Origin of the sequence: Streptomyces sp. NBC_00012, from assembly GCF_045040875.1 — a bacterium.
Lineage (GTDB): Bacteria > Actinomycetota > Actinomycetes > Streptomycetales > Streptomycetaceae > Streptomyces.
The window spans coordinates 3166238-3186792 of the sequence record NZ_CP108309.1 but is presented as its reverse complement, the minus strand read 5'-3'; the positions used below and the strand labels follow the sequence as shown (position 1 = coordinate 3186792).

Below are 20555 nucleotides of genomic sequence, written 5' to 3'. Positions count from 1 at the left end.
GCCCGCTGCCATGTTGCTCGAAGTGCGCGATCTGCACGTGGAGTTCCACACCCGCGACGGAGTGGCCAAGGCCGTCAACGGGGTCAACTACTCGGTGGCCGAGGGCGAGACGCTGGCCGTCCTCGGCGAGTCCGGCTCCGGCAAGTCGGTCACCGCCCAGGCCATCATGGGCATCCTCGACATGCCCCCGGGAAAGATCAGCGGCGGCGAGATCCTCTTCAAGGACCGCGACCTGCTGAAGATGAAGAAGGACGAACGCCGGAAGATCCGCGGCCAGGAGATGGCCATGATCTTCCAGGACGCGCTCTCCTCCCTCAACCCCGTGCTCAGCGTCGGGGAGCAGCTTGGCGAGATGTTCGTCGTGCACCGGGGGATGTCCCACAAGGACGCGAAGCTGAAGGCCGTCGAGCTGATGGACCGGGTCCGCATCCCGGCGGCGAAGGAACGCGTCGGGAACTTCCCGCACCAGTTCTCCGGCGGCATGCGCCAGCGCATCATGATCGCCATGGCGATGGCGCTGGAACCCTCGCTGATCATCGCGGACGAACCCACCACCGCCCTCGACGTGACCGTCCAGGCCCAGGTGATGGACCTGCTCGCCGAGCTCCAGCGCGAGCTGAACATGGGTCTGATCCTGATCACCCACGACCTGGGCGTGGTCGCGGACGTCGCCGACAAGATCGCCGTGATGTACGCGGGCCGGATCGTCGAATCCGCCCCGGTCCACGAGATCTACCGGGCGCCCGCCCACCCGTACACCAAGGGCCTGCTCCGGTCGATCCCGCGCCTGGACCAGAAGGGCCGGGAGCTGTACGCGATCAAGGGCCTGCCGCCCAACCTGCTGCACATCCCGCCCGGCTGCGCCTTCAACCCGCGCTGCCCGATGGCCCAGGAGATCTGCCGGGGCGAGGTGCCGCCGCTGTTCGAGGTGGCCGAGCACCGTGAGAGCGCCTGCTACTTCTGGAAGGAGACGCTCGATGCACGCTGACCACTCGGGGCGCAGGGAAGCGCGCGAGGAGGGCGAGAAGGCGCGGGCGCTGCTCGCCAAGTCACGAGCCGGGTCCGCCGCGGCGGGCGGCGATCCCATCCTGGAGGTCCGCGACCTGGTCAAGCACTACCCGCTGACCCAGGGCATCCTGATCAAGAAGCAGATCGGCGCCGTCAAGGCGGTCGACGGGGTCTCCTTCGACCTCGCGGCGGGCGAGACGCTCGGCATCGTGGGGGAGTCCGGCTGCGGCAAGTCGACCGTGGCCAAGATGCTGGTGCATCTGGAACAGCCGACGGCCGGCGCGATCAGGTACAAGGGCGAGGACATCACCAAGCTGTCGGGGCGGGCCCTGAAGGCCGTGCGCCGCAACATCCAGATGGTGTTCCAGGACCCGTACACCTCGCTCAATCCGCGCATGACCGTCGGCGACATCATCGGGGAGCCGTACGAGATCCACCCCGAGGTGGCCCCGAAGGGGGACCGGCGCCGCAAGGTCCAGGACCTGCTGGACGTCGTCGGGCTCAACCCGGAGTACATCAACCGCTATCCGCACCAGTTCTCCGGCGGCCAGCGCCAGCGCATCGGCATCGCCCGCGGTCTGGCCCTGAACCCCGAGATCATCGTCGCCGACGAACCCGTCTCCGCCCTCGACGTCTCCGTACAGGCACAGGTCGTCAACCTGCTGGACCGGCTCCAGGCGGAGTTCGGGCTCGCTTACGTCTTCATCGCGCACGACCTGTCGATCGTCCGGCACATCTCCGACCGGGTCGGGGTGATGTATCTGGGCCGGATCGTCGAGATCGGCTCCGACGAACAGATCTACGACCACCCCACGCATCCGTACACCCAGGCGCTGCTGTCCGCGGTCCCGGTGCCGGACCCGGCGGCCCGGGAGCACCGGGAGCGGATCATCCTGCACGGAGACGTCCCTTCTCCCGCCAACCCGCCCTCCGGCTGCCGTTTCCGCACCCGGTGCTGGAAGGCGCAGGAGCGGTGCGAACTCGAGGTGCCGCTGCTGGCGGTCCCGGCCGTCTTCCGGCTGGCGGACACCCCGGCCGGGCACGATTCGGCCTGCCACTTCGCGGAGGAGAAGCAGGTGGTGCCGCCGGAGGGGCTGCTGGAGACGCCGGGGGAGACGGTGGTGGAGGACGGTCCGCCGGAGGGCGCGGACGGTTCGGAGGGTGCGGACGGTTCGGAGGGTGCGGACGGGGAGAACGGGCCGGCTCCGTCCGGGAGCACCCGGGCCGGCTGACGCGGGCGCGTTAACGCGTGGGCAACCCGGGCGTCCCACGTCCGATATACGGACCGGCCAGCATGTCCGGGTACGGCCGTGCGGGTGCCGTGTACCGGTCGGGAGGCCGTCAAGTCCTCCCGACCGGTTGCCCGTTGGCGCACCACGCCGACGAACCCCTTGTCCGGCGGGCGGGGACGGTGAAGTATCGCTCGGGTGATACTCACTCGGGGGGCAAGGGTCACAGGTGCCGTTCTCTGCGCCGCGCTCGCGCTGATCGTCGCGGGCTGGGTCGTACGGGACGTCAGGGCGGCCGACGGCATCGAGCACTTGTGGCACTACTGGGCCAGCTATCGCGACGCGCGGATGTCGCTGAGGCCGGCGACTTCGCCGTACGACGTGGTGCTGTTCGTGGTGTACGTCGCCGCGGCCGTGGCGTCCCTGCGGTCCTCGGTGGCCGGCGCCACGCTGGTCGCCACCGGCGTGCTCACGCTCGTGGTACGGCTGCCCGGACTCTGGAACATCGGCGAGCCCCGGATGGACGGCCGGTTCGCCGACGACATCCGCACCCGCGCCCTGCTCTGCGCCTTCGCGTCGCTCGCGGCGGGCATCGCGCTGGTCATCACCGCGGCGGCCGGCCGCCGGGCACCGCACGACTCCTCCGAAGGCGTCCCGGCCCGGCCGGGGCTGGGTGCCGGGGTGATCTCCTTCCTCTGTCTCGGCACGGCGGGAGCGGTCACGATCGCCTGGGAGATCCGCCAGGCGGTGCGGATCCCCTCCATCTACCCCGACTGGTTCCTGGGCGGGGACCGGATCTTCCAGGTACTGACCGACCCGCCGCCCGGCTGGTTCACGGCCGTCCTGGCGCTGCTCTGCCTGTTCGCGGCGGCGAGCGCGCTGTTCCGCGCCGTGCACGCGCGGCCGTTCGGCCTGATCGCCGCCGCGCTGCTGCTGGGCGGCGGAGGGGTGGGCGTGGCCCGGTCGGTGCACGAGGATCTGCTGGAGCACTTCGCCGATCTGCCGGTCGAGGGCATGCTCACCGTGGCGACCGGGTTCTTCGAGGTGTTCGCCGGTGCCGTGGTGCTGCTGGCGCTGTCCCTGCCGGGCCCGGCCGCACCCCCGCCGCTGCCCGACCCGGGCTACGGGCAGGGGTACGGCTATCCGCGCCCCGACGTCTTCGGACCGCCGCCCCCGTCCCAGCCGCCGCCCGGCTGGTGACGGGAAGGGCGACCGATCAGCCCAGCAGCCCCAACGACCGCTTCAGGAAGTCGACCTGGAGCAGCAGCAGATTCTCCGCCACCTGCTCCTGCGGGGTCATGTGCGTCACCCCGCTGAGCGGCAGCACCTCGTGCGGGCGCCCGGCCGAGAGCAGTGCCGACGAGAACCTGAGCGAGTGCGCGACCACCACGTTGTCGTCGGCGAGGCCATGGACGATCATCGTCGGCCGCACCTGCTCGGCGGCCTCCGAGAGCCCCTCGTCGGTGATCACGGAGTTGTGCGCGTACACCTCGGGCTGCTTCGCCGGGTCGCCGAGATAGCGCTCGGTGTAGTGGGTGTCGTACAGCCGCTGGTCGGTCACCGGGGCGCCGACCACCGCCGCGTGGAAGACATCGGGCCGGCGGGTCACGGCCAGGGCCGCCAGATATCCGCCGAACGACCAGCCGCGGATCGCGACCTTCCCGAGGTCCAGCGGGAACCGGTCCGCGAGCGCGTGCAACGCCTCGACCTGGTCGTCCATGGAGAGCACCAGGTTGTTCTTGACCGCCTTCTCCCAGCCCGGCGAACGCCCCGGCGTGCCCCGGCCGTCCGCGACCACGACGGCGAAGCCCTGGTTCGCGAACCACTGCGACGTCAGATGCGGATTGTGCGCGGCGACCACCCGGCGGCCGTGCGGTCCACCGTACGGATCCATCAGTACCGGAAGCGGACCGTCCGACTCCTTGTACCCCTCGGGGAGGAGAACGGCGCACGGAATTCGCCGTGCGCCCCCCTCGGTGAGGTGCACCCGGGCGGAGAGAACCGGCTCCTGCGCGTGGCTCGCCACGGTCGCGATCCGCTTGCCGTCCCGGACCACCTCGACCCGGGCCCCCGGCCGGTCGAGGGAGTGGGTGACCAGCACCGTGACCCCGCCCGCGCGGACCGCCGAGTGCAGCCCGGCCCCCTCGGACACTCGTTCTACGCCCAGTTCGTTGACCCGGTAGACGTGGGTCTCGCCGAGCTCCGGCGCGGCCGCCTCCTCACCGGCCGAGGCCGACACCAGGATGTCCGACTCACCGATGTCCAGCACCGCCTGGAGCTGCAGCTGCGCTCCGGTCAGCAGCCGGTCGCCGACCGCGAGCACCCGCGCCCCGCCCTCGTCCGCGATCCGCACCAGCCGGCCGTCCGGCGCCCAGGCGGGCACACCGGGGAAGATTTCCAGCCATACCGGGTCCTCGTCGGCATGCACCGTCCGCGTCGAGCCGGTCTCCGGGTCCACCGCGAGGAAGAGGTGACTGCGCTGGTCGCGGGACTGCACCAGCAGCAGCGGCGCCCCGTCCGACGACCAGTGCACCTGCGCCAGATAGGGGTGGCGCGCCCGGTCCCACGCCACTTCGGTACGGGCGCCGTCCAGGCCCAGCACGAAGAGCCGCACATCGGCGTTGGGCGTCCCCGCCGCCGGGTAGGCCACCTCGGCGGGCCTGCGGTCCGGGTGCGCGGGATCCGCGATCCACCAACGCTGCACGGGGCTGTTGTCGACCCGGGCGACCAGCAGCCGGTCCGAATCCGGCGACCACCAGAAGCCGCGCGACCGCTGCATCTCCTCGGCCGCGATGAACTCCGCGAGACCGTACGAGACGTCGTCCCCGTCGGGCTCGGCGAGCGCCCGGCCGCCGTCGCCCTCCGCGCCCACGACGTGCAGAGCACCCTTGGACACATATGCGATGTGTCGTCCGTCCGGTGACGGCCGGGGGTCGATCACCGGGCCCGGCACCGGCAGCGCGCGGGCCGTACCCGCCCGCAGTTCGGCGACGTACACCTTCCCGGAGAGCGCGAAGGCGGCCAACTCGGCCGCCGCGTCGACCGCGTAGCCGACGATCCCCGAGGACCCCTCGCGGCTGCGCTCGCGCCGGGCCCGCTCCTGCGCCGACAGCCGCTCCGCCGAACCCCCCAGCAGGGCCCGGGGATCGGCAACCACGCGCTCCTCGGGCGATCCGCCCTCGGGCAGGTCGAGCACCCACAACTGGCCGGAACGGTCCGTACCGGAGCCCGAACGAAGGAAGATCACCCGCTCCCCGTCGGGTGAGACGGTGAACGACCGAGGGGCGCCGAGAGTGAATCGCATCGTCCTGGCGTGCTGACGGGGAAAGGAGATCTTCTGCGAAGTCATGCACCGAACCTAGTCCCCGACCGCCCGGTCGTGCGCCCCTCGTGCTGCTGTGCCCCGATCAATGCGTTAGGACGGATAGTTATGATCCGTAGCGCTCGGTGGGTATGAACCTGCTGGCTCCATGTGTGCTGCCCGTCCCGACCGTACTGATGGAGGTGAACCGCCGTGGCACTCTCGATTTCGGCGGTGGTGCTGCTGGCGATCGTCGTCTTCCTGCTGATCCGGAAATCCGGACTGAAGGGCGGACATGCGGTGGTCTGCGCACTGCTCGGTTTCTATCTCGCCAGCTCGTCGATCGCGCCGAGCATCTCGAACCTGACCACGAACGTGGCGGGCATGATCGGAAGCCTCAAGTTCTGAGGACCGGCTCGTCGGCGGTCGGAGCGCGGGGCGGTGACGCGGGCGGTGATCGGTGCGCCCGGCTCGTAGGGTGGTCCCCATGACGGACCATCCCGCCCGGCGCCTCCTCCTGGTGCACGCGCACCCCGACGACGAGTCGATCAACAACGGCGCCACCATGGCCAAGTACGCGGCCGAAGGTGCCCAGGTCACCCTGGTGACCTGCACACTCGGAGAGGAGGGCGAGGTCATCCCGCCCTCCCTCGCCCATCTCGCGGCCGACCGGGACGACACCCTGGGCCCGTACCGCCGGGGCGAGCTCGGCGCGGCGATGAAGGAGCTGGGGGTCACCGACCACCGGCTCCTGGGTGGCCCCGGACGCTTCCGCGACTCCGGAATGATGGGCGCCGAACAGAACCACCGCCCGGGAGCCTTCTGGGCCGCCGACGTGGACGACGCCGCCGGACACCTCGTGGAGGTGATCCGCTCGGTGCGACCCCAGGTCCTGGTCACCTACGACCCCGACGGCGGCTACGGACACCCCGACCACATCCAGGCCCACCGCGTCGCGATGCGCGCCGCGGAGCTCGCCGCCGACCCCGGGTACCGCACCGGGTCCGGTGCCCCGCACACCATCGCCAAGATCTACTGGAACCGGGTGCCCCGCACGGTCGCCGAGGAGGGCTTCGCCCGCCTCCGGGAGGCGGCACCGGACGCCTTCCCCGCCATCGCCGCCATCGACGACGTACCGGGCGTGGTCGACGATTCCACGATCACCGCGCGGATCGACGGCTCGGCCCACGCCGCCGCCAAGAGCGCCGCGATGCGGGCCCACGCCACCCAGATCGCCGTGGACGGCCCATTCTTCGCCCTCTCCAACGACCTCGGCCAGCCCGTCTTCACCACCGAGTACTACGAGTTGGTGCGCGGCGAATCCGGAGCCCCCCGAGGCGTCCGGGAGGACGACCTGTTCGCGGGCGTGGCGGGAGCGGAGCGATGAGCGGCGGCAAGCAGCGCGCGCCGCGCCCCACGAACGCCGCCGGGGGCGGCGCGCCCACCGGCCTCGCCGCGCCCCTCAACCCCGGGCGGATCGCCGCCTATGTGGGCCTCGCCGTGCTGGGCGCGCTCGTCGGGATCGCCGGGGCGCTCGTCCAAGCCGCCTGGTTCCCCGCCGGTTTGCTGCTCGCGCTGCTGGCCGCCGCCGGGCTCTTCCACGGTGGACGTCTGGTCTTCGGCACCCAGCTCGGCGCCCTGGCCCCCGCCGCGGGATGGCTGATTTCGATCGTCGTTCTGCTGGGCGGACGTCCGGAGGGCGACTATGTCTTCGGAGACGAACTGGGCCTCACTCTTTTCATGCTGGGCGGGATGGCCGTCGCTGTGATCTGTGCCACCATGTCGCGGTCGCCCCAACAGGGCGCCGACAGCGGCCGACCTGGCAAGTAATGTGCCACGTCCGATCCCGTGACGCCCCCTCTCCGTCCGGTGTCCGCGCGGCCGTTTCCCCCGGTCGCGGGGTGTGCGTCGGCGGCGGCCAGTATGGTGGTTCGCGCGCCTAGTCGGGTGCTGAAGATCTTGGCCGGGCTCGCGACGCCTGGCACGCACATCTGCGGCGTTACCGAAACGCCCTAATAGCTCCGCTATGAGGACGCTCCGGCGCCTTGCAGCTGCACGCGCCAGGCGCCGCTCCCCGATCCGGCCAAGATCTCCAGTACCTTCCTGGGCGTCCCCTGGCCTGCGGCATGGGGGAAGTACGGGCGGCGGAGCCAATCGGGAGAACCTGCTTTGAGTCGTGAAACTGACAGTTCGTCCTCCGGGCCCCAGGGGCACGGAGGAGCCGCGTACCCCTCGGGGACGCCGCCGTACGGATCCCGCCAGTATCCGTCGCTGCACCCTTCGCAGGATGCCCCGGAGGGGGCCCCGGAACCTGCGGACCCGTCTCAGTCCGAGGAGCCGAGGACCGAGACGACGCTGACGACGCGTATCCGGATCAACATTCCGGGATCGCGCCCCATCCCGCCTGTCGTCATGCGTACGCCCATGGGCGACGCCGAACAGCGCGACGATGCCGACGCCGAGCGCACCGGCAGCATTCCGCGCCCCGGTTCGCCCGCGACGGACCGCGCGCCGGGCGCGTCCGACGCCGCGTCGGCCGCCGAGGCGCGGACCGGTTCCGCGAGCGCGGACCCGGCTGCCGAGAAGCCGGCCAGGGAGAAGAGCGGCAGCGACTGGTTCGCCCCGCGCAAGACCCCCGCGAACACCTCGGTCGCCGGTGGCGGTGCGCCGGTCGGCGGTGCGTCCGGTGGCGGTACCGCCGGTGGTGCCGAAGGCATCGGAGGTGCCGCGCCCACGCCGCCCCGCGCCGATCTGCCGTACTTCTCGGACGGTCCGCAGAGCAGCGGGGACCAGGGCGCGCCCCGCCCCGACGAGTTCGGGACCGGCGGGCCCGCGTCCGGCGGCTCGCGTCCGACGCCGAACCTCGGCGTACGTACCCCCGGCCCCGCCGGACCCACCACGGGCCCGGTCACCGGGACTTCGTCCCTCACGCCGAACCTCGGCGGACCGGGCGGCCAGGGCCCCATGGGTTCCGGCCCGATGGGTTCCGGCGCCGGTTCCGGTTCCGGTCCCATGGGTTCGGGTCCCGGCCCGGTGGGTTCGGGTGGTCCCGCAGGCCCGCAGGGGCCCGGTGCCCCCGGCGGCCCGCCGCGGATGTCCGACGACACCGCGGTGCTCACGCCGCAGTTCGCGGCCCCGGCCCCTCCCGGTCCCGGCGGCAACGTCTCCGGTGACACGCTCACCAGCGGCATCCCCGTCGTTCCGCCGGAGCGCCGGGCGGCGCCGTCCCTGTTCCCGGGCACGCCCGGGGCCGGCGGCCCCGAAGCGGCGACCCGTGTCCCGGACGACCCGATGGGCACCGGACCGGCCGGACCCGGCGGTCCCGCCGCCGCGTCGCCCGCCCCGCGTCCCGAGCCGGCGCCCGCGCCCGTGAAGAAGCAGGGCCGCTCCAAGCTGGTCCTCCTCGGTGCCGGAGTCGTCGCGCTGGTCGGTGTCGCGTACGGCGCCGGGCTGCTGATGAACCACTCCGACGTACCCAAGGGCACCACCGTCCTCGGTGTCGACATCGGCGGCGGCACGAAGGAAGAGGCCGTCACCAAGCTGGACGCCGCCCTCGGCAAGCGTGCCGTGACCCCGCTCCAGCTGTCCGTGGACGGCAAGAAGACCGAGCTCGCGCCGGACAAGGCCGGGCTCGCCCTGGACAGCCAGGAGACCGTGCGCTCGGCGGCGGGCAGCGACTACAACCCGGTCTCCGTCATCGGCTCGCTCTTCGGCGGCAAGCGCGCCGTCGACCCGGTGATCCCGGTCGACAAGGAGAAGCTCGGCGTCGCGCTGACGGACCTGGCCGGTGTCTCGGGCTCGGCCAACGACGGCACGATCAAGTTCGAGCCCGGCAAGGCCGTCGCCGTACCCGGGAAGTCGGGCAAGGCGCTGGACGTCAACCAGTCGATGACCTCGGTGCGCGACGCGTACCGCGCCCAGGTGCAGACCGGCCGGACAAAGGTCGTCCAACTGCCCGTCACCACCAGCGAACCCACCATCACCCAGGCCGAACTGGACCGGGCGATGAAGGAGTTCGCGAAGCCCGCGATGTCCGGTCTGGTCACCATCAAGGCGGGCGCCAAGGAGATCCAGTTCGGCCCGGCCAAGTCGCTGCCGCAGATCCTCTCGATGGTGCCGGTCAAGGGCCGGCTGGTGGAGCACTACGACAAGAAGGCCATCGACACCCTCTGCGACGGCGTCTTCGACGGCATCATGATCACCAAGGGTGACGGCAAGAAGCACCAGCTCGGCGCGGACGACGTGGCACACGCCATGCAGAGCGCACTGCTCGGCAAGAGCCCCGCCGAGCGGACCGTCGTCATCGACCTCGGCGGCAACGGCTGACCGCAGGCCCCGGCGAACCGCACCGCACACGCCCGCCCCCGACCGGACCCCCGGCCGGGGGCGGCGCCGTATCCGGACCACACCCCCGGGCCCCGCCCCCGGCGGTGGAGTCATGCGCACGGCATGACATCTGTCATTCCGTTTCCACGACCCGCGGCCCTGCCGCGGCCACCCCCTCCTCCGCCACGCTTGACGCATGACAACGACAACCGCCGAGGCCACCGGGGCGAGGACCGCCGCGGTCCGCTTCGATCAGGTCAGCAAGGCATACGGAGCGGTACGTGCCGTCGACGGGCTCACCCTGGACCTGCACCCCGGCGAGACCGTGGCCCTCCTCGGCCCCAACGGCGCCGGGAAGTCCTCCACCCTTGATCTGCTGCTGGGCCTGCGCACCGCCGACTCCGGTTCGGTCCGGGTGTTCGACACGACCCCGCAGAACGCCATCGCCGCGGGGCGGGTCGGCGCGATGCTCCAGACCGGCGGCCTGATGGAGGACGTCACGGTCAAGGAACTGGTCGGCCTCGCCTGCGACCTGCACCCCAGGCCGTTCCCGGTGGCGGAGGTGCTGTCCCGCGCCGGTATCGCGCAGATCGCCGACCGGATGGTCAACAAGCTCTCCGGCGGCCAGGAGCAGCGCGTCCGCTTCGCGCTGGCCACCGCCGGTGCCAACGACCTGATCGTCCTCGACGAGCCGACCACCGGCATGGACGTCACCGCCCGGCAGGCCTTCTGGGCCACCATGCGTGAGCAGGCCGAGCAGGGCCGTACCGTCCTGTTCGCCACCCACTACCTCGAAGAGGCCGACGCGATCGCCGACCGCGTCCTCGTCCTCCACAAGGGCCGGCTGCTCGCCGACGGCACCGCCGCCGAGATCAAGGCGAAGGCCGGGGCCCGCCGGATCTCCTTCGAGCTTCAGGGACCGGTCGACGAAGCGGCACTGCGCGGCCTGCCGTTCCTCGCCGCGCTCGACATCACCGGCAACCGGGTCCGGATCCAGTCGCACGACGCCGACGCGACCGTCCACGCCGTGTACGGACTGGGCCTCTACCCGCGCGAACTCGAAGTCGCCGGACTCGGCCTGGAGCAGGCCTTCGTCGCCATCACCGAGGCCGAGGAGGCCAGGAACGCATGCTGAGTTTCTTTTCTTGGGCTCTGATCAAGCTCGAAGTCACCCGCACCCTGCGGAACAAGAAGTACATGTTCTTCTCGGTCATCTACCCCTCGGTGATCTACCTCCTCATCTCCGGCACCCAGAACACCACCGATCGGATCCCGCACACCGAGCTCACCTTCCAGGCCTTCTTCATGGTCTCGATGGCCTCCTTCGGGGCGCTGACCGCCGTCCTCATGGGCAACAGCGAACGGATCGCCAAGGAGCGCGAGAAGGGCTGGGTCCGCCAGCTGCGGCTGACCGCACTGCCCAGCCGCGGCTACATCCTGGCGAAGATCGCCAGCGCGGCGACGGTCACCCTGCCCTGCATCGTGGTGGTCTTCCTGGTCGCCGCCGCCGTCAAGCACGTACGGGTCGAGACCTGGCAGTGGTTCGCGCTGGCCGGGGTCATCTGGGCCGGTTCGCTGGTCTTCGCGGCGCTCGGCGTCGCCATCGGCTACCTCGCCAGCGGGGACGCGGTCCGCCCGCTCACCATGATCATCTACTTCGGGCTCTCCATCCTCGGCGGCCTGTGGATGCCCAGCGCGACCTTCCCGCAGTGGCTCCAGAACATCTCCGAGTGGCTGCCCACACACGCGTACGCTTCTCTCGGCCAGGCGATCGAGATGGGCGGATCGCCGCATGCCAAGGACGTCGCCATCCTCTGCGCCTACTTCCTGGTCTTCGCGGGCGGCGCTGCCTGGCTCTACCGGAAGGACAGCCTGAAGGCGTGAACGACGACGAGACGTCCGTGGGCGTCGGGCGCCCGCCCACCAACCGCAAGCAGGTCTGGATCAAGCTGTTCTGGGTCGGTATCTGGCTCGCGTTCATGAGCGCCCCGGTCAAGGACCTGGCCGACGGCAACCACACCCCCTGGGCGACGGTGCTCGGCACGTTCGGCCTGCTGACCTTCGTCGGGGCCTACCTGCTCCTGGTCTTCCGCCACACGGCCAAGCCCCTGGACCGCCGTCTCGTCCATTCCACGATCGCCTTCCTCGGCGCCCTCTCCGTCATCCTCACCCTGACGCTCGGCACCCCGTGGCTGGTCCTCTTCGTGTACGTGGCGGTCTCCGTCGGCGCCACCCTGCCGCTGCGGACGGCCCGTTGGCTGATCCCCGTCGTCACGTCGGTCCTGGTCGCGGTCGGCCTGACCGGCGACCACCCCCGCGAGATCATCAGCGCGCTTATCTTCCCCGCGCTGCTCGGCGGCTTCTCGATGACCGGCGTACGGCAGCTGATCCGTACGACGATCGAGCTGCGCGAGGCCCGCGCCACCGTCGCCCAGCTCGCCGCCAACGAGGAACGGCTCAGGCTCGCCCGCGATCTGCACGACCTGCTCGGCCACTCGCTCTCCCTGATCACGCTCAAGAGCGAGCTGGCCGGCCGGATGCTCCCGGACCACCCGGAACAGGCGGCCGCCCAGGTCGCGGACATCGAACAGGTCAGCCGCCAGGCCCTGATCGACGTACGCGGCGCGGTCACCGGCTATCGCCGCCCGACCCTCCCCGGCGAACTCGCGGGCGCCCGCACGGCGCTGGCCGCCGCGGGCATCACCGCCGACATCCCGGCCGAGGCCCCCGACGACCTCCCCGGGAAGCCGGAGGAGGTGCTCGCCTGGGCACTGCGGGAAGCCGTCACCAACGTCGTACGGCACAGCGGGGCCCGCCGCTGCACGGTCACCCTCGTCCGGCGCCAGACCCTGGACGGCAGACTCCTCGAACTCACCGTCTCCGACGACGGCGTCGGCCCCTCGGGCACGAAGCCGGGCAACGGCCTCACCGGCATCGGTGAACGCCTCGCCACGGTGGACGGCACGCTGCGGACCTCGGCCGGTGACGCCGCCTCCGGTTCCGGCAAAGGCTTCACCCTGACCTTGAGCGTTCCGCTGGATTCCGGCCTAGGATCCACGGAATGAGCATGATCAGACTTCTCCTGGCCGAGGACCAGTCCATGGTGCGCGAGGCGCTCGCGGCTCTCCTCGGCCTGGAACCCGACATCGAGGTGGTGGCCCAGGTCGCCCGCGGGGACGAGGTGCTGGCCGCCGCCCACGAACACGACATCGACGTGGCGCTCCTGGACATCGAGATGCCGGGCATGACGGGCATCGACGCGGCGGCCGCCCTGCACCGCGAACTCCCGGCCGTGAAGATCGTCGTCGTCACCACCTTCGGCCGCCCCGGCTATCTGCGCCGGGCGATGGAGTCGGGCGCCGACGCCTTCCTGGTGAAGGACGCCCCGGCCGCCCAACTGGCCGAGGCGGTACGCAAGGTGCTCGCCGGCGAACGCGTCATCGACCCCACCCTCGCGGCAGCGGCCCTCGCCGACGGGGCGAGCCCCCTCACCGACCGCGAACGCGACGTACTGCGCACGGCGGCGGACGGCTCCACCAACGCGGAGATCGCGGCCGCCCTCCACCTCTCGCAGGGGACGGTCCGCAACTACCTCTCCATGGCGATCCAGAAGATGGCGGCCCGCAACCGGGCGGAGGCGGTCCGCATCGCCCGCGAGAAGGGCTGGCTGTAGCCGGCGGGCGGGCAGGCGGCGTCAGCCGGTGCTCGCCGCGGGGGAGAAGGGGCCGTCCAGGGCGGCCCATTGCAGGAGCAGGACGGTCTTGCCGTCGGCGATGCGTCCGTCGCGGATCATGGACAGCGCCTCGGTGAAGGGCAGTTCGAGCACCTCGATGTCCTCGCCGTCCTCCTCGAGACCGCCGCCGTTTCCGGTGCGGTCGGCCGGGGTGTAGGGGGCCGCGAAGAAGTGCAGGCGCTCGGTGACCGAGCCGGGGCTCATGTAGGCGTCCAGGACGTGGGTGATCGCGCCGAGTGCCACGCCGAGTTCCTCGGCGCTCTCGCGGCGGATCGCGGCGAGCGGGTCGTCGCCGTCGAGCAGCCCGGCCGCGGCCTCGACGAGCATGCCGTCCGGGTGGTCGTTGACGTAGGCCGGGTAGCGGAACTGGCGGGTGAGCAGCACCCGGCCGCGCTCGGTGTCGTAGGGCAGGACGACCGCGCCGTTGCCGCGGTCGTAGGTCTCGCGCTGCTGGGTGTCCCAGCGTCCGTCGCGACGCCGGTAGTCGAAGGTGGTGCGGCGCAGTACGTGCCAGCCCCGGGAGGTGAGTTCCACGTCGCGGACCACGACGTCGGGGTTGCGGTCCAGGTCACGCCCGGCGCGGTCCAGGCCGGTGCGGCCGCGGTGGTCGGGCGCCTCGATGCCGGGGCGGGCGTTCGGCTTGTCGGTCATGGCGCGCTACAGTACACGCAGAAACGTGCAAGAACAGGAGAGACTGTGCATGCTGGCTGCTGAACGGCGCGACCACCTGCTGGGCCTGCTCGCCCGCGAGGGCAAGATCATCGCCAAGGATGTCGCCGCGGAGCTGGGCATCTCCGAGGACAGCGTGCGACGCGACCTCCGCGACCTCGCCGCCGAGGGGCTCTGTCACCGCGTCTACGGCGGAGCGCTGCCCGTTTCCCCGGCCGTGGCGGACTATGCCGCGCGGAAGACCGTCACTCCCGACGGCAAGCAGAAGGTCGCGGCGGCGGCCGCCGCGCTCGTACGGCCGGGCAGCGCCGTGATCCTGGACGGCGGCACCACCGCCCTCGCCGTCGCCCGCACGCTCCCGCACGATCTGGCCTGCACCGTGATCACCCACAGTCCGACGATCGCCGTCGAACTGCTCGGCCATCCACGGGCCGAGGTCTTCCTGCTCGGCGGCCGCGTCTTCAAGCACTCTGCGGTCGCCTGTGGTGCCGCCGCGGTGGAGGCCGCCCAGAACGTCTCGGCCGACCTCTGCCTCCTCGGCGTCACCGGCGTCCACCCGGAGGCGGGGCTGACCACCGCGGACGCCGAGGAGGCCGCCATGAAGCGCGCCCTGGCCGCACGGGCCGCGGACACCTACGTCCTCGCCTCGTCCGAGAAGATCGGCACGGCCTCACGGTTCCGCGTCCTGCCCTGGGCGGAGATCAGCGGACTGATCACCGACGCCGAGCCCGGCCACGCCGTCGTCGAGCAGCTCACGGCGCGTGGTGTGGAGGTCCTGGCGGCCGGCTGAGAGTTGGTGCGGGAGAGGGATCAGGGGCTCGGCTCGTCCCGGCAGGACCGGGCGTCTATCGAACCCGGGCTGGGCTTCGTACGGTCGATCCAGTCCGGCTCGGCCCTGACGAGCAGCGGAAGGTTGGCCTGGATGCCGGTGATCCAGTCGTTGCTCTCGACGAACTCCTTGAGGAACTTCTGCAGCCGGCGGCACTCGGAACGCTGTCCCTTGGGCAGTCCGATGCCGTAATGCTGGGGCGCCCCGAAGGTGGCTCCGGGCACCACCCGCACACCCTTGTCCTCGTACAACTGCGCGTAGCCGTAGAGGATCAGCTGGTCGGTGGAGAGCGCGTACGCGCGTCCGTCGGTGAGTGCCTCGAAACAGTCGGACGCGTCGTCGAGGACGAGCGGGTCGATCCCCTGGCGGCGCAGCTGCTCCTCGGAAGTGGATCCTTCCCAGGCGCAGACGGTCTTGTGCCTGAAGTCGTCGAGCTCCTTGGCGCCGGCGCCCTGTCTGCCGACCAGGAAGCCCTGCCAGGTCGTCGCGTAGGGACCCACGAAGTCGATCTTGTTCATCCGGTCGTTCGTGATCGAGAAGGCCGAGACGGCGAGGTCCGCGCGCTTGTCCTCGATGGCCGTGACCCGCTCCCCGGTGGAGACGTCGAACTGGGTGAGCGTCTTGATGCCCATGGCCTTCTTGATCTCCTGCACGAGCAATTGATCGAAGCCGGAGCGGGTGTTGTTCTTCGTCCTGGTGAGCCCGGGGAGGTCGTTGACCATCGCCACGTTGATCCGGTCCTTGCCCATGAACTGCGGTTCGTCCTTGCCGCAGCCCGTCGCCGTGAGCAGGAGCACGCACGCGGAGACGAGGGCCGCCGTCCGGCGGATTGTGAACATGGGGTCCTCTCAGTCGTACAGTACGGCCTTGGTCACGGACACCCTCATCAGGCAGCCTGGCGACGTGCGCACGGTGACGAGAGCCCTGGCGGTCTTCGTCCTGCCGCCGAGTGCCAGCTCCACCGACTCGCCGGAGCGCGCACGGGGGATCTCGGCCTCGCTCCGGCCCGCGAGCCCGACGTCGACGGTGGTCTCCGGCTCGCAGTACTGGGCGCCGGGCGCACCGTCGGTCACGGTCAGGACCAGTCGCAAATGGCTGCGCTCGGCCTCGGCGCGGACCGTGACCACGGACTTCCCGCCGTCCCCGAGCGGGGTCGAGGGCTCGATCGTGGTCGTCGCGGTGACGAGGAGGTCCCCCTTCTCGCGGAGATCGAGCATGCGGGCGGAGGCGAAGGCGGTGAGCGCCAGGGCGAGCATGGTGACGACGGCACGCAGCGCCTTCTTCTCCGTGTCCGCCAGCATGCGTACGACGGTGAGGGCGACGGCCGCGATGAACGTGCCGTACATCAGCCAGAGTTGACTCTGCGGGCCCTCGGCCCGGTACACGTAGGCGAGCATCCAGAAGGCGACGACCGTCAGGAACGGTGGCCAGTTCCATCCCCGCGGCCCGGCGAACAGGTTGATGATGATGTTGCCGATGTGCTGGCCGATCGTGACCGTGTTGTCGCCCGTGCTCCTGACCCGGTTGCCCTGGCGTCTGCTCATCGGTCGCCGCCCTCGCCCGGTGCTCTCCCGATGTTGATGTCGCCGATGTTCTGACCGATGGCGACCGCGTGGGTGCCGTGCGCCTCCGTCCGGAACTCGGTGCCGGCCGGGCCGCGCAGCACGGCCCAGAGCGCGTCCTGGCCACGCGCCCCCGATTCGAGCCACAGCCCGACGGCCTCGGCGAGCCGGATCCGATCGGCCTCCGGCAGCCCTTCGAGCGCGCCCGCGAGGGCCTGCCGTTCGGGGGAGTCCTCGATCCCGTCCGTCGGGTCGTCACCGCGCCGGAACACCACGCGGTCGATGAGGAGCCGTCCGCGTTCGACGACACTCTCGGCGGCGCGGGACTGGGCGGTGGCGAGCACCGAGGCGCCGAAGCCGCTCACGTAGGGAATCAACTGGCCTGCAACATTGAACAGTTCGGACATCGGTACATCCCCCGTCGCGTGTCTTCCGTCCCAACAACCAGTCCAGAAAGGGTAGTTACCCCGAGCTGTCAACGGTAGGCACGTATTTGCGACGACGGCATCGATTTTCGATACCGGTTCCTCCGGGAGCCCGGCAGGGCGGGTGGGACGGGTGGGGCGGCGAGATGCCGGGATGCTCATAACCTGGTTCGGAGGAACGGGAGTTCGCTACGGTGGACCCGCCGCGGGACACCAGGAGCCATGAGGAGTGGGTGGATGAGGGGTCGGGATCTGCTGGTCGCCTGCGTCGCGCTGATGACCGTGTGCGGCGCGCTCTCCGCATGCTCGTCCGACCCGGAGCCGCCTCCGCCGCGGCCCTCCGGCATCGCGGAGATCAAGCCGTGCGACTTCTTCACGGCGGACGAACTCGACGAGTACGAGCTCCATGACGCCAAGCCGCTCACCGCTTCGGGCGACTGCATGTGGGAGGGCACGAAGTTCTTCGAGGGCGCGAGCACCGTCCTGATCCTCACGCTCCGGAACCGGTCCGCCGACCGGGAGCTGGAGCTGCTCGGTTCGTCCTCCGGGGAGCGGATCGCCGAACGGAAGGCCGTCGACGGCCGCCGGGTCTGGCGGAACACGACGCCCGGCAAGGACATCGGCTGCGCACTGCTCTTCGAGATCGACGGCTCTTCGTCCGCCGAGCTGAAGCTCTCGGAGTTCCTGGGCGTCTCCGACGTCGAACCCACCCAGCAGGACCTCTGCAAGGGCCTCGACGAACTCGCCCCACGGGTCGAGGAGAAGCTCCCCGCCGTCCGGGGCTGACGGCGCTGACGGCCGGGCTGCCGGTTGTGTCCGGCAGCCCGGGGCCGGTGCGTCAGTCCGTCAGGGTCTCGCTGAAGCGGGACGGGCCGGACGGGGCGCCGATCGTGGCCGCGCCGAACGAGACGGACCCCTTGGCGACGATGCCGCCGACGTCCGTACCGAAGATCCACAGGGCGCCCCTGCCGCTGTTCTCCGTCGGGGCGCCGGCCACCATCTCCGCGCGGCCCCTGCCGTCGTAGTCGCCCAGCGCGACGGCCCCGCCGAACTGGTCGCCCGCCTCGGCGACACCCGGAACCCCGGCCGTGTACTGGCCGAACTCCTTGGAACCCGCGCCGCTCACACCCTTCGGGCCGCCCTTGAACACCAGGACCCGGCCGGCGTCGGCGATCCCGTTGATCTTCTCGTTCGGCAGGCCCGTGGCGATGTCGGGGTAGCCGTCGCCGTCGGTGTCACCCAGCGCCAGGCTGTAGCCCATCCGGTCATGGAACTCGGCCGTGCCCGGGACGCCCTCGGTGTCCTGGTTGATCCAGACGGGCTTGCGAGCAGTGCTCCGCCCCTTCGGGCCGCCGTACGAGATGAACAGCGCGCCGCCCTTCTTCACCGGGGTGTCCGACTGCGCCCACTCGTCGCCTCGGCCGATGACGATGTCCCCGTGGCCGTCCTTGTCCAGGTCGGCGATGCCCACGGCGGTGCCGCCGACACCCGAACCGTCCGCGTCCTTGATCTCGACCGGTGCGGCGAACCCGGTGCGGCCGCCCTTCAGCAGATACGTGTGCTGCTGCCACGGGTCGTCCGGGCCGAAGCCGAGGATGACCAGATCGCCCACGCCGTCGCCGGTCACGTCACCGACGGCGATCTCCGAGGTGTCGAGCACGGCGGTGCCGTCGATGGAGAACGAGCTGACCCTGCTCCACTTGCCGGTACGGCCGACCGGGCCGTGCAGGACGTGGCCGCCGCGCCGTACGTCGCCCACCGCGATGTCGGTGGTGCCGTCACCGTCGACATCACCCACGTCCAGGTCGCCGGTGGCGTCGCCCTGGTCGCCGGGGACGGGCTTCAGAAGCGTGGCGTTCTTCGAAAGCCCGGAAGCGCCGCCCCAGTTGACGGCCAGCACGATGCCCCGGTCGCCGTCGGTCGTGGTCGCCCGGAGCCGGCCGACGAGATCCGCGTAACCGTCGTGGTCCAGGTCGGCGCTGCGCAGGTTCGTGCCGTATCGGGCGTCCTTTGGGTTGTTGATGCCCGGGCGGTCCTGCCAGGTCAGCACCTGCTTGTGCGCGGCGGACAGGCCGCCGGGGCCGCCGAAGAGGACGCTCACCGCACCCGCCCCGCCCTCCGTGCTGCCGAGGGCGGCCATGGGGGAGCCGACGGCGACGTCGGGGTGGCCGTCGCCGTTGAAGTCGTCGCGCAGCCGCTTCGGGCTCGGGGTGCTCGCCGCGGCGACGGCGGACTGCGCGGCCGTGACGGGCGACTTCGCGGCGGCGTGGGCGGGGGCCGCGACGGCTCCGGCGACCAGGACGATGCCGGTCGCGATCGCCAGGCGGCGGTGGGGGACAACAGGCACGTCGGTCAACTCCGGTGGTCGGGACGTCGGTCGGGGCAGTGCGGAACGAGCTCCCGTACTGCCCCGTACGACCTCGCGGCCCGGCGGATGGTTGTGCCGCGCCAACGGTGACCGCCTGCGTTCAGCCGTTCGTGAAGGTGTCGAGGTGGGCGAAGGCCACCACGTTGTCCTCGTAGTCCTTGGCGGTCTTGTTGTACGCGCCACCGCAGGTGATCAGGCGCAGCTGGGCGGAGTTGGTGTCGGCGTAGACCCGGTCGTCCGGGAACTTCGCCTTGCTGAACTGCTCGACGGAGTCGACCTTGAACGTGGCGACCGAGCCGTCCGTGCGCGTGATGTCGACCTTGGCGCCGGGCCGGAGGTACTGGAGCTGGAGGAAAACGGCCGGGCCGGTCATCGTGTCGACGTGGCCCGCCACGATCGCGGCACCGCGCTCGCCGGGGGTGGCGCCGTCCTTGAACCAGCCGACCAGGTTGTTGTCGTTGGGGGGCGGCGCGTCCAGCTGACCGGTGGCGCCGATGGCCAGATCGGTGAACGGTGCGTCGACGCCGATCGCCGGGATCCGCAGCCGCTTCGGCTCGGAGCGCGACATCGCCGGGCCGACGGTGGCCTTGGACGAGGTGACGGGATCGGGGGCGGCATGGGAGCCGAGGACCTCGGGGACGGTGGACGAGACGGCTGCGGGCGGAGCCGGCGGCTTGTCGTCGACCGGGGTGCCGAAGGAGTTGTAGATCAGGACCATGCCGAGCCCGGCTGTCACGGCGGGCCACATCAGGGCGCGGCCCAGTGTGGTTCGGGAGGCAGTCCGGGTGGGGGTGGAGCCGGTCGACTGCGGGGCGGCCATGAGAACGTGCCTTTCGGTCGTGCGGTGTTGAGGAGGAGAACGAGGAGGGGAGGCGCGGGGAAGGTGCAGGGGAGGGGGCTGGGTTTATCCAGGGCTTATCAGGGGGGAAACGAAGCCGTCGCGGCCGCCGCCCCGAAGGGCAGCGGCCGCGACAACGAAACGACCGGCTGGAGGGTTGGCCCGGTCAGGCCATCGCACCACCCGCCGACTGACGGCGGCGCAGCTTGTACGCGCCGACGCCGACACCGCCGAGCAGCAGCGCCGAGCCGGCGGCCAGGCCGCCAC

20 protein-coding genes are annotated in these 20555 nt (G+C 71.2%); 13 read left to right on the top strand and 7 right to left on the bottom strand.

The window, feature by feature from the left end; translation table 11 throughout:
• Positions 1-10 precede the first annotated feature (10 nt).
• The 3 genes from OHA19_RS14490 to OHA19_RS14480 all read left to right on the top strand — a co-directional run bounded on the left by OHA19_RS14490 (position 11) and on the right by OHA19_RS14480 (position 3437).
• Positions 11-988 (top strand): ABC transporter ATP-binding protein, encoded by a 978-nt coding sequence (locus tag OHA19_RS14490; RefSeq protein ID WP_351260990.1) that lies wholly within the window; start codon positions 11-13, stop codon positions 986-988.
• Positions 978-2240, top strand: coding sequence for an ABC transporter ATP-binding protein (locus OHA19_RS14485; protein ID WP_405750423.1), 1263 nt, complete (start codon positions 978-980; stop codon positions 2238-2240). The genes OHA19_RS14490 and OHA19_RS14485 overlap by 11 nt, the downstream gene beginning before the upstream one ends.
• 195 nt (positions 2241-2435) lie before the next feature.
• Positions 2436-3437, top strand: a complete 1002-nt coding sequence (locus tag OHA19_RS14480) for a hypothetical protein (protein WP_405750420.1) — start codon at positions 2436-2438, stop codon at positions 3435-3437.
• Positions 3438-3453: 16 nt separating this feature from the next.
• Here the strand turns inward: OHA19_RS14480 and OHA19_RS14475 are convergent, their stop codons facing one another.
• Positions 3454-5586, bottom strand: a complete 2133-nt coding sequence (locus OHA19_RS14475) for a prolyl oligopeptidase family serine peptidase (protein ID WP_405750418.1) — start codon at positions 5584-5586, stop codon at positions 3454-3456.
• A gap of 165 nt (positions 5587-5751) precedes the next feature.
• Between OHA19_RS14475 and OHA19_RS14470 the strand changes: the two genes are divergently transcribed.
• The 8 genes from OHA19_RS14470 (at position 5752) to OHA19_RS14435 (ending at position 13537) form a co-directional block, all read left to right on the top strand.
• On the top strand, positions 5752-5946 hold the full coding sequence (locus tag OHA19_RS14470) for a hypothetical protein (protein ID WP_093896879.1): 195 nt from the start codon (positions 5752-5754) through the stop codon (positions 5944-5946).
• Between the two features lie 79 nt (positions 5947-6025).
• A complete protein-coding gene (gene mshB, locus OHA19_RS14465) occupies positions 6026-6925 on the top strand; it encodes an N-acetyl-1-D-myo-inositol-2-amino-2-deoxy-alpha-D-glucopyranoside deacetylase (RefSeq protein ID WP_405750416.1) in 900 nt (299 codons plus the stop codon).
• The gene (locus OHA19_RS14460; RefSeq protein WP_405716391.1) at positions 6922-7368 is read left to right on the top strand and encodes a DUF6113 family protein; all 447 of its coding nucleotides are present in this window, start codon (positions 6922-6924) and stop codon (positions 7366-7368) included. Before mshB ends, OHA19_RS14460 begins: the two co-directional genes overlap by 4 nt.
• 582 nt (positions 7369-7950) lie before the next feature.
• Entirely contained in the window at positions 7951-9864 is a 1914-nt protein-coding gene (locus OHA19_RS14455; RefSeq protein WP_405750413.1) for a peptidoglycan binding domain-containing protein, read from the top strand.
• 196 nt (positions 9865-10060) lie between these two features.
• Positions 10061-10999: an ABC transporter ATP-binding protein gene (locus OHA19_RS14450; protein WP_405750411.1), complete on the top strand. Its 939-nt coding sequence runs from the start codon at positions 10061-10063 to the stop codon at positions 10997-10999.
• The gene (locus OHA19_RS14445; protein WP_405750409.1) at positions 10993-11748 is read left to right on the top strand and encodes an ABC transporter permease; all 756 of its coding nucleotides are present in this window, start codon (positions 10993-10995) and stop codon (positions 11746-11748) included. The genes OHA19_RS14450 and OHA19_RS14445 overlap by 7 nt, the downstream gene beginning before the upstream one ends.
• Positions 11745-12929, top strand: a complete 1185-nt coding sequence (locus OHA19_RS14440) for a sensor histidine kinase (protein ID WP_405750406.1) — start codon at positions 11745-11747, stop codon at positions 12927-12929. The genes OHA19_RS14445 and OHA19_RS14440 overlap by 4 nt, the downstream gene beginning before the upstream one ends.
• The gene (locus OHA19_RS14435) at positions 12926-13537 is read left to right on the top strand and encodes a response regulator (RefSeq protein ID WP_405716398.1); all 612 of its coding nucleotides are present in this window, start codon (positions 12926-12928) and stop codon (positions 13535-13537) included. Before OHA19_RS14440 ends, OHA19_RS14435 begins: the two co-directional genes overlap by 4 nt.
• Positions 13538-13558: 21 nt before the next feature.
• Here OHA19_RS14435 and OHA19_RS14430 read toward each other — a convergent pair whose 3' ends face one another.
• The gene (locus OHA19_RS14430) at positions 13559-14248 is read right to left on the bottom strand and encodes an NUDIX domain-containing protein (RefSeq protein ID WP_405716399.1); all 690 of its coding nucleotides are present in this window, start codon (positions 14246-14248) and stop codon (positions 13559-13561) included.
• Positions 14249-14297: 49 nt separating this feature from the next.
• On the opposite strand from OHA19_RS14430, the gene OHA19_RS14425 reads away from it, so the two are divergent.
• Positions 14298-15056 carry a DeoR/GlpR family DNA-binding transcription regulator gene (locus OHA19_RS14425; protein WP_405716401.1) on the top strand — a complete coding sequence of 253 codons (759 nt, stop codon included), beginning with the start codon at positions 14298-14300 and terminating at the stop codon, positions 15054-15056.
• Between the two features lie 20 nt (positions 15057-15076).
• Here OHA19_RS14425 and OHA19_RS14420 read toward each other — a convergent pair whose 3' ends face one another.
• From OHA19_RS14420 to OHA19_RS14410, 3 genes are read right to left on the bottom strand one after another with little or no spacing between them, the layout of a single operon-like run.
• Complete coding sequence (locus OHA19_RS14420) at positions 15077-15934, bottom strand: transporter substrate-binding domain-containing protein (RefSeq protein WP_405716402.1); 858 nt, start codon at positions 15932-15934, stop codon at positions 15077-15079.
• A 9-nt stretch (positions 15935-15943) separates the two neighbouring features.
• On the bottom strand, positions 15944-16639 hold the full coding sequence (locus tag OHA19_RS14415) for a hypothetical protein (RefSeq protein ID WP_405716403.1): 696 nt from the start codon (positions 16637-16639) through the stop codon (positions 15944-15946).
• Entirely contained in the window at positions 16636-17064 is a 429-nt protein-coding gene (locus OHA19_RS14410; RefSeq protein WP_405716404.1) for a hypothetical protein, read from the bottom strand. Before OHA19_RS14410 ends, OHA19_RS14415 begins: the two co-directional genes overlap by 4 nt.
• A 255-nt stretch (positions 17065-17319) precedes the next feature.
• Between OHA19_RS14410 and OHA19_RS14405 the strand changes: the two genes are divergently transcribed.
• A complete protein-coding gene (locus tag OHA19_RS14405) occupies positions 17320-17868 on the top strand; it encodes a hypothetical protein (RefSeq protein ID WP_405716406.1) in 549 nt (182 codons plus the stop codon).
• Between the two features lie 52 nt (positions 17869-17920).
• Here the strand turns inward: OHA19_RS14405 and OHA19_RS14400 are convergent, their stop codons facing one another.
• Both OHA19_RS14400 and OHA19_RS14395 read right to left on the bottom strand, forming a co-directional pair.
• On the bottom strand, positions 17921-19429 hold the full coding sequence (locus OHA19_RS14400; protein ID WP_405750404.1) for a VCBS repeat-containing protein: 1509 nt from the start codon (positions 19427-19429) through the stop codon (positions 17921-17923).
• A 121-nt stretch (positions 19430-19550) separates the two neighbouring features.
• On the bottom strand, positions 19551-20270 hold the full coding sequence (locus OHA19_RS14395; protein WP_405716409.1) for a class F sortase: 720 nt from the start codon (positions 20268-20270) through the stop codon (positions 19551-19553).
• Between the last annotated feature and the right edge of the window lie 285 nt (positions 20271-20555).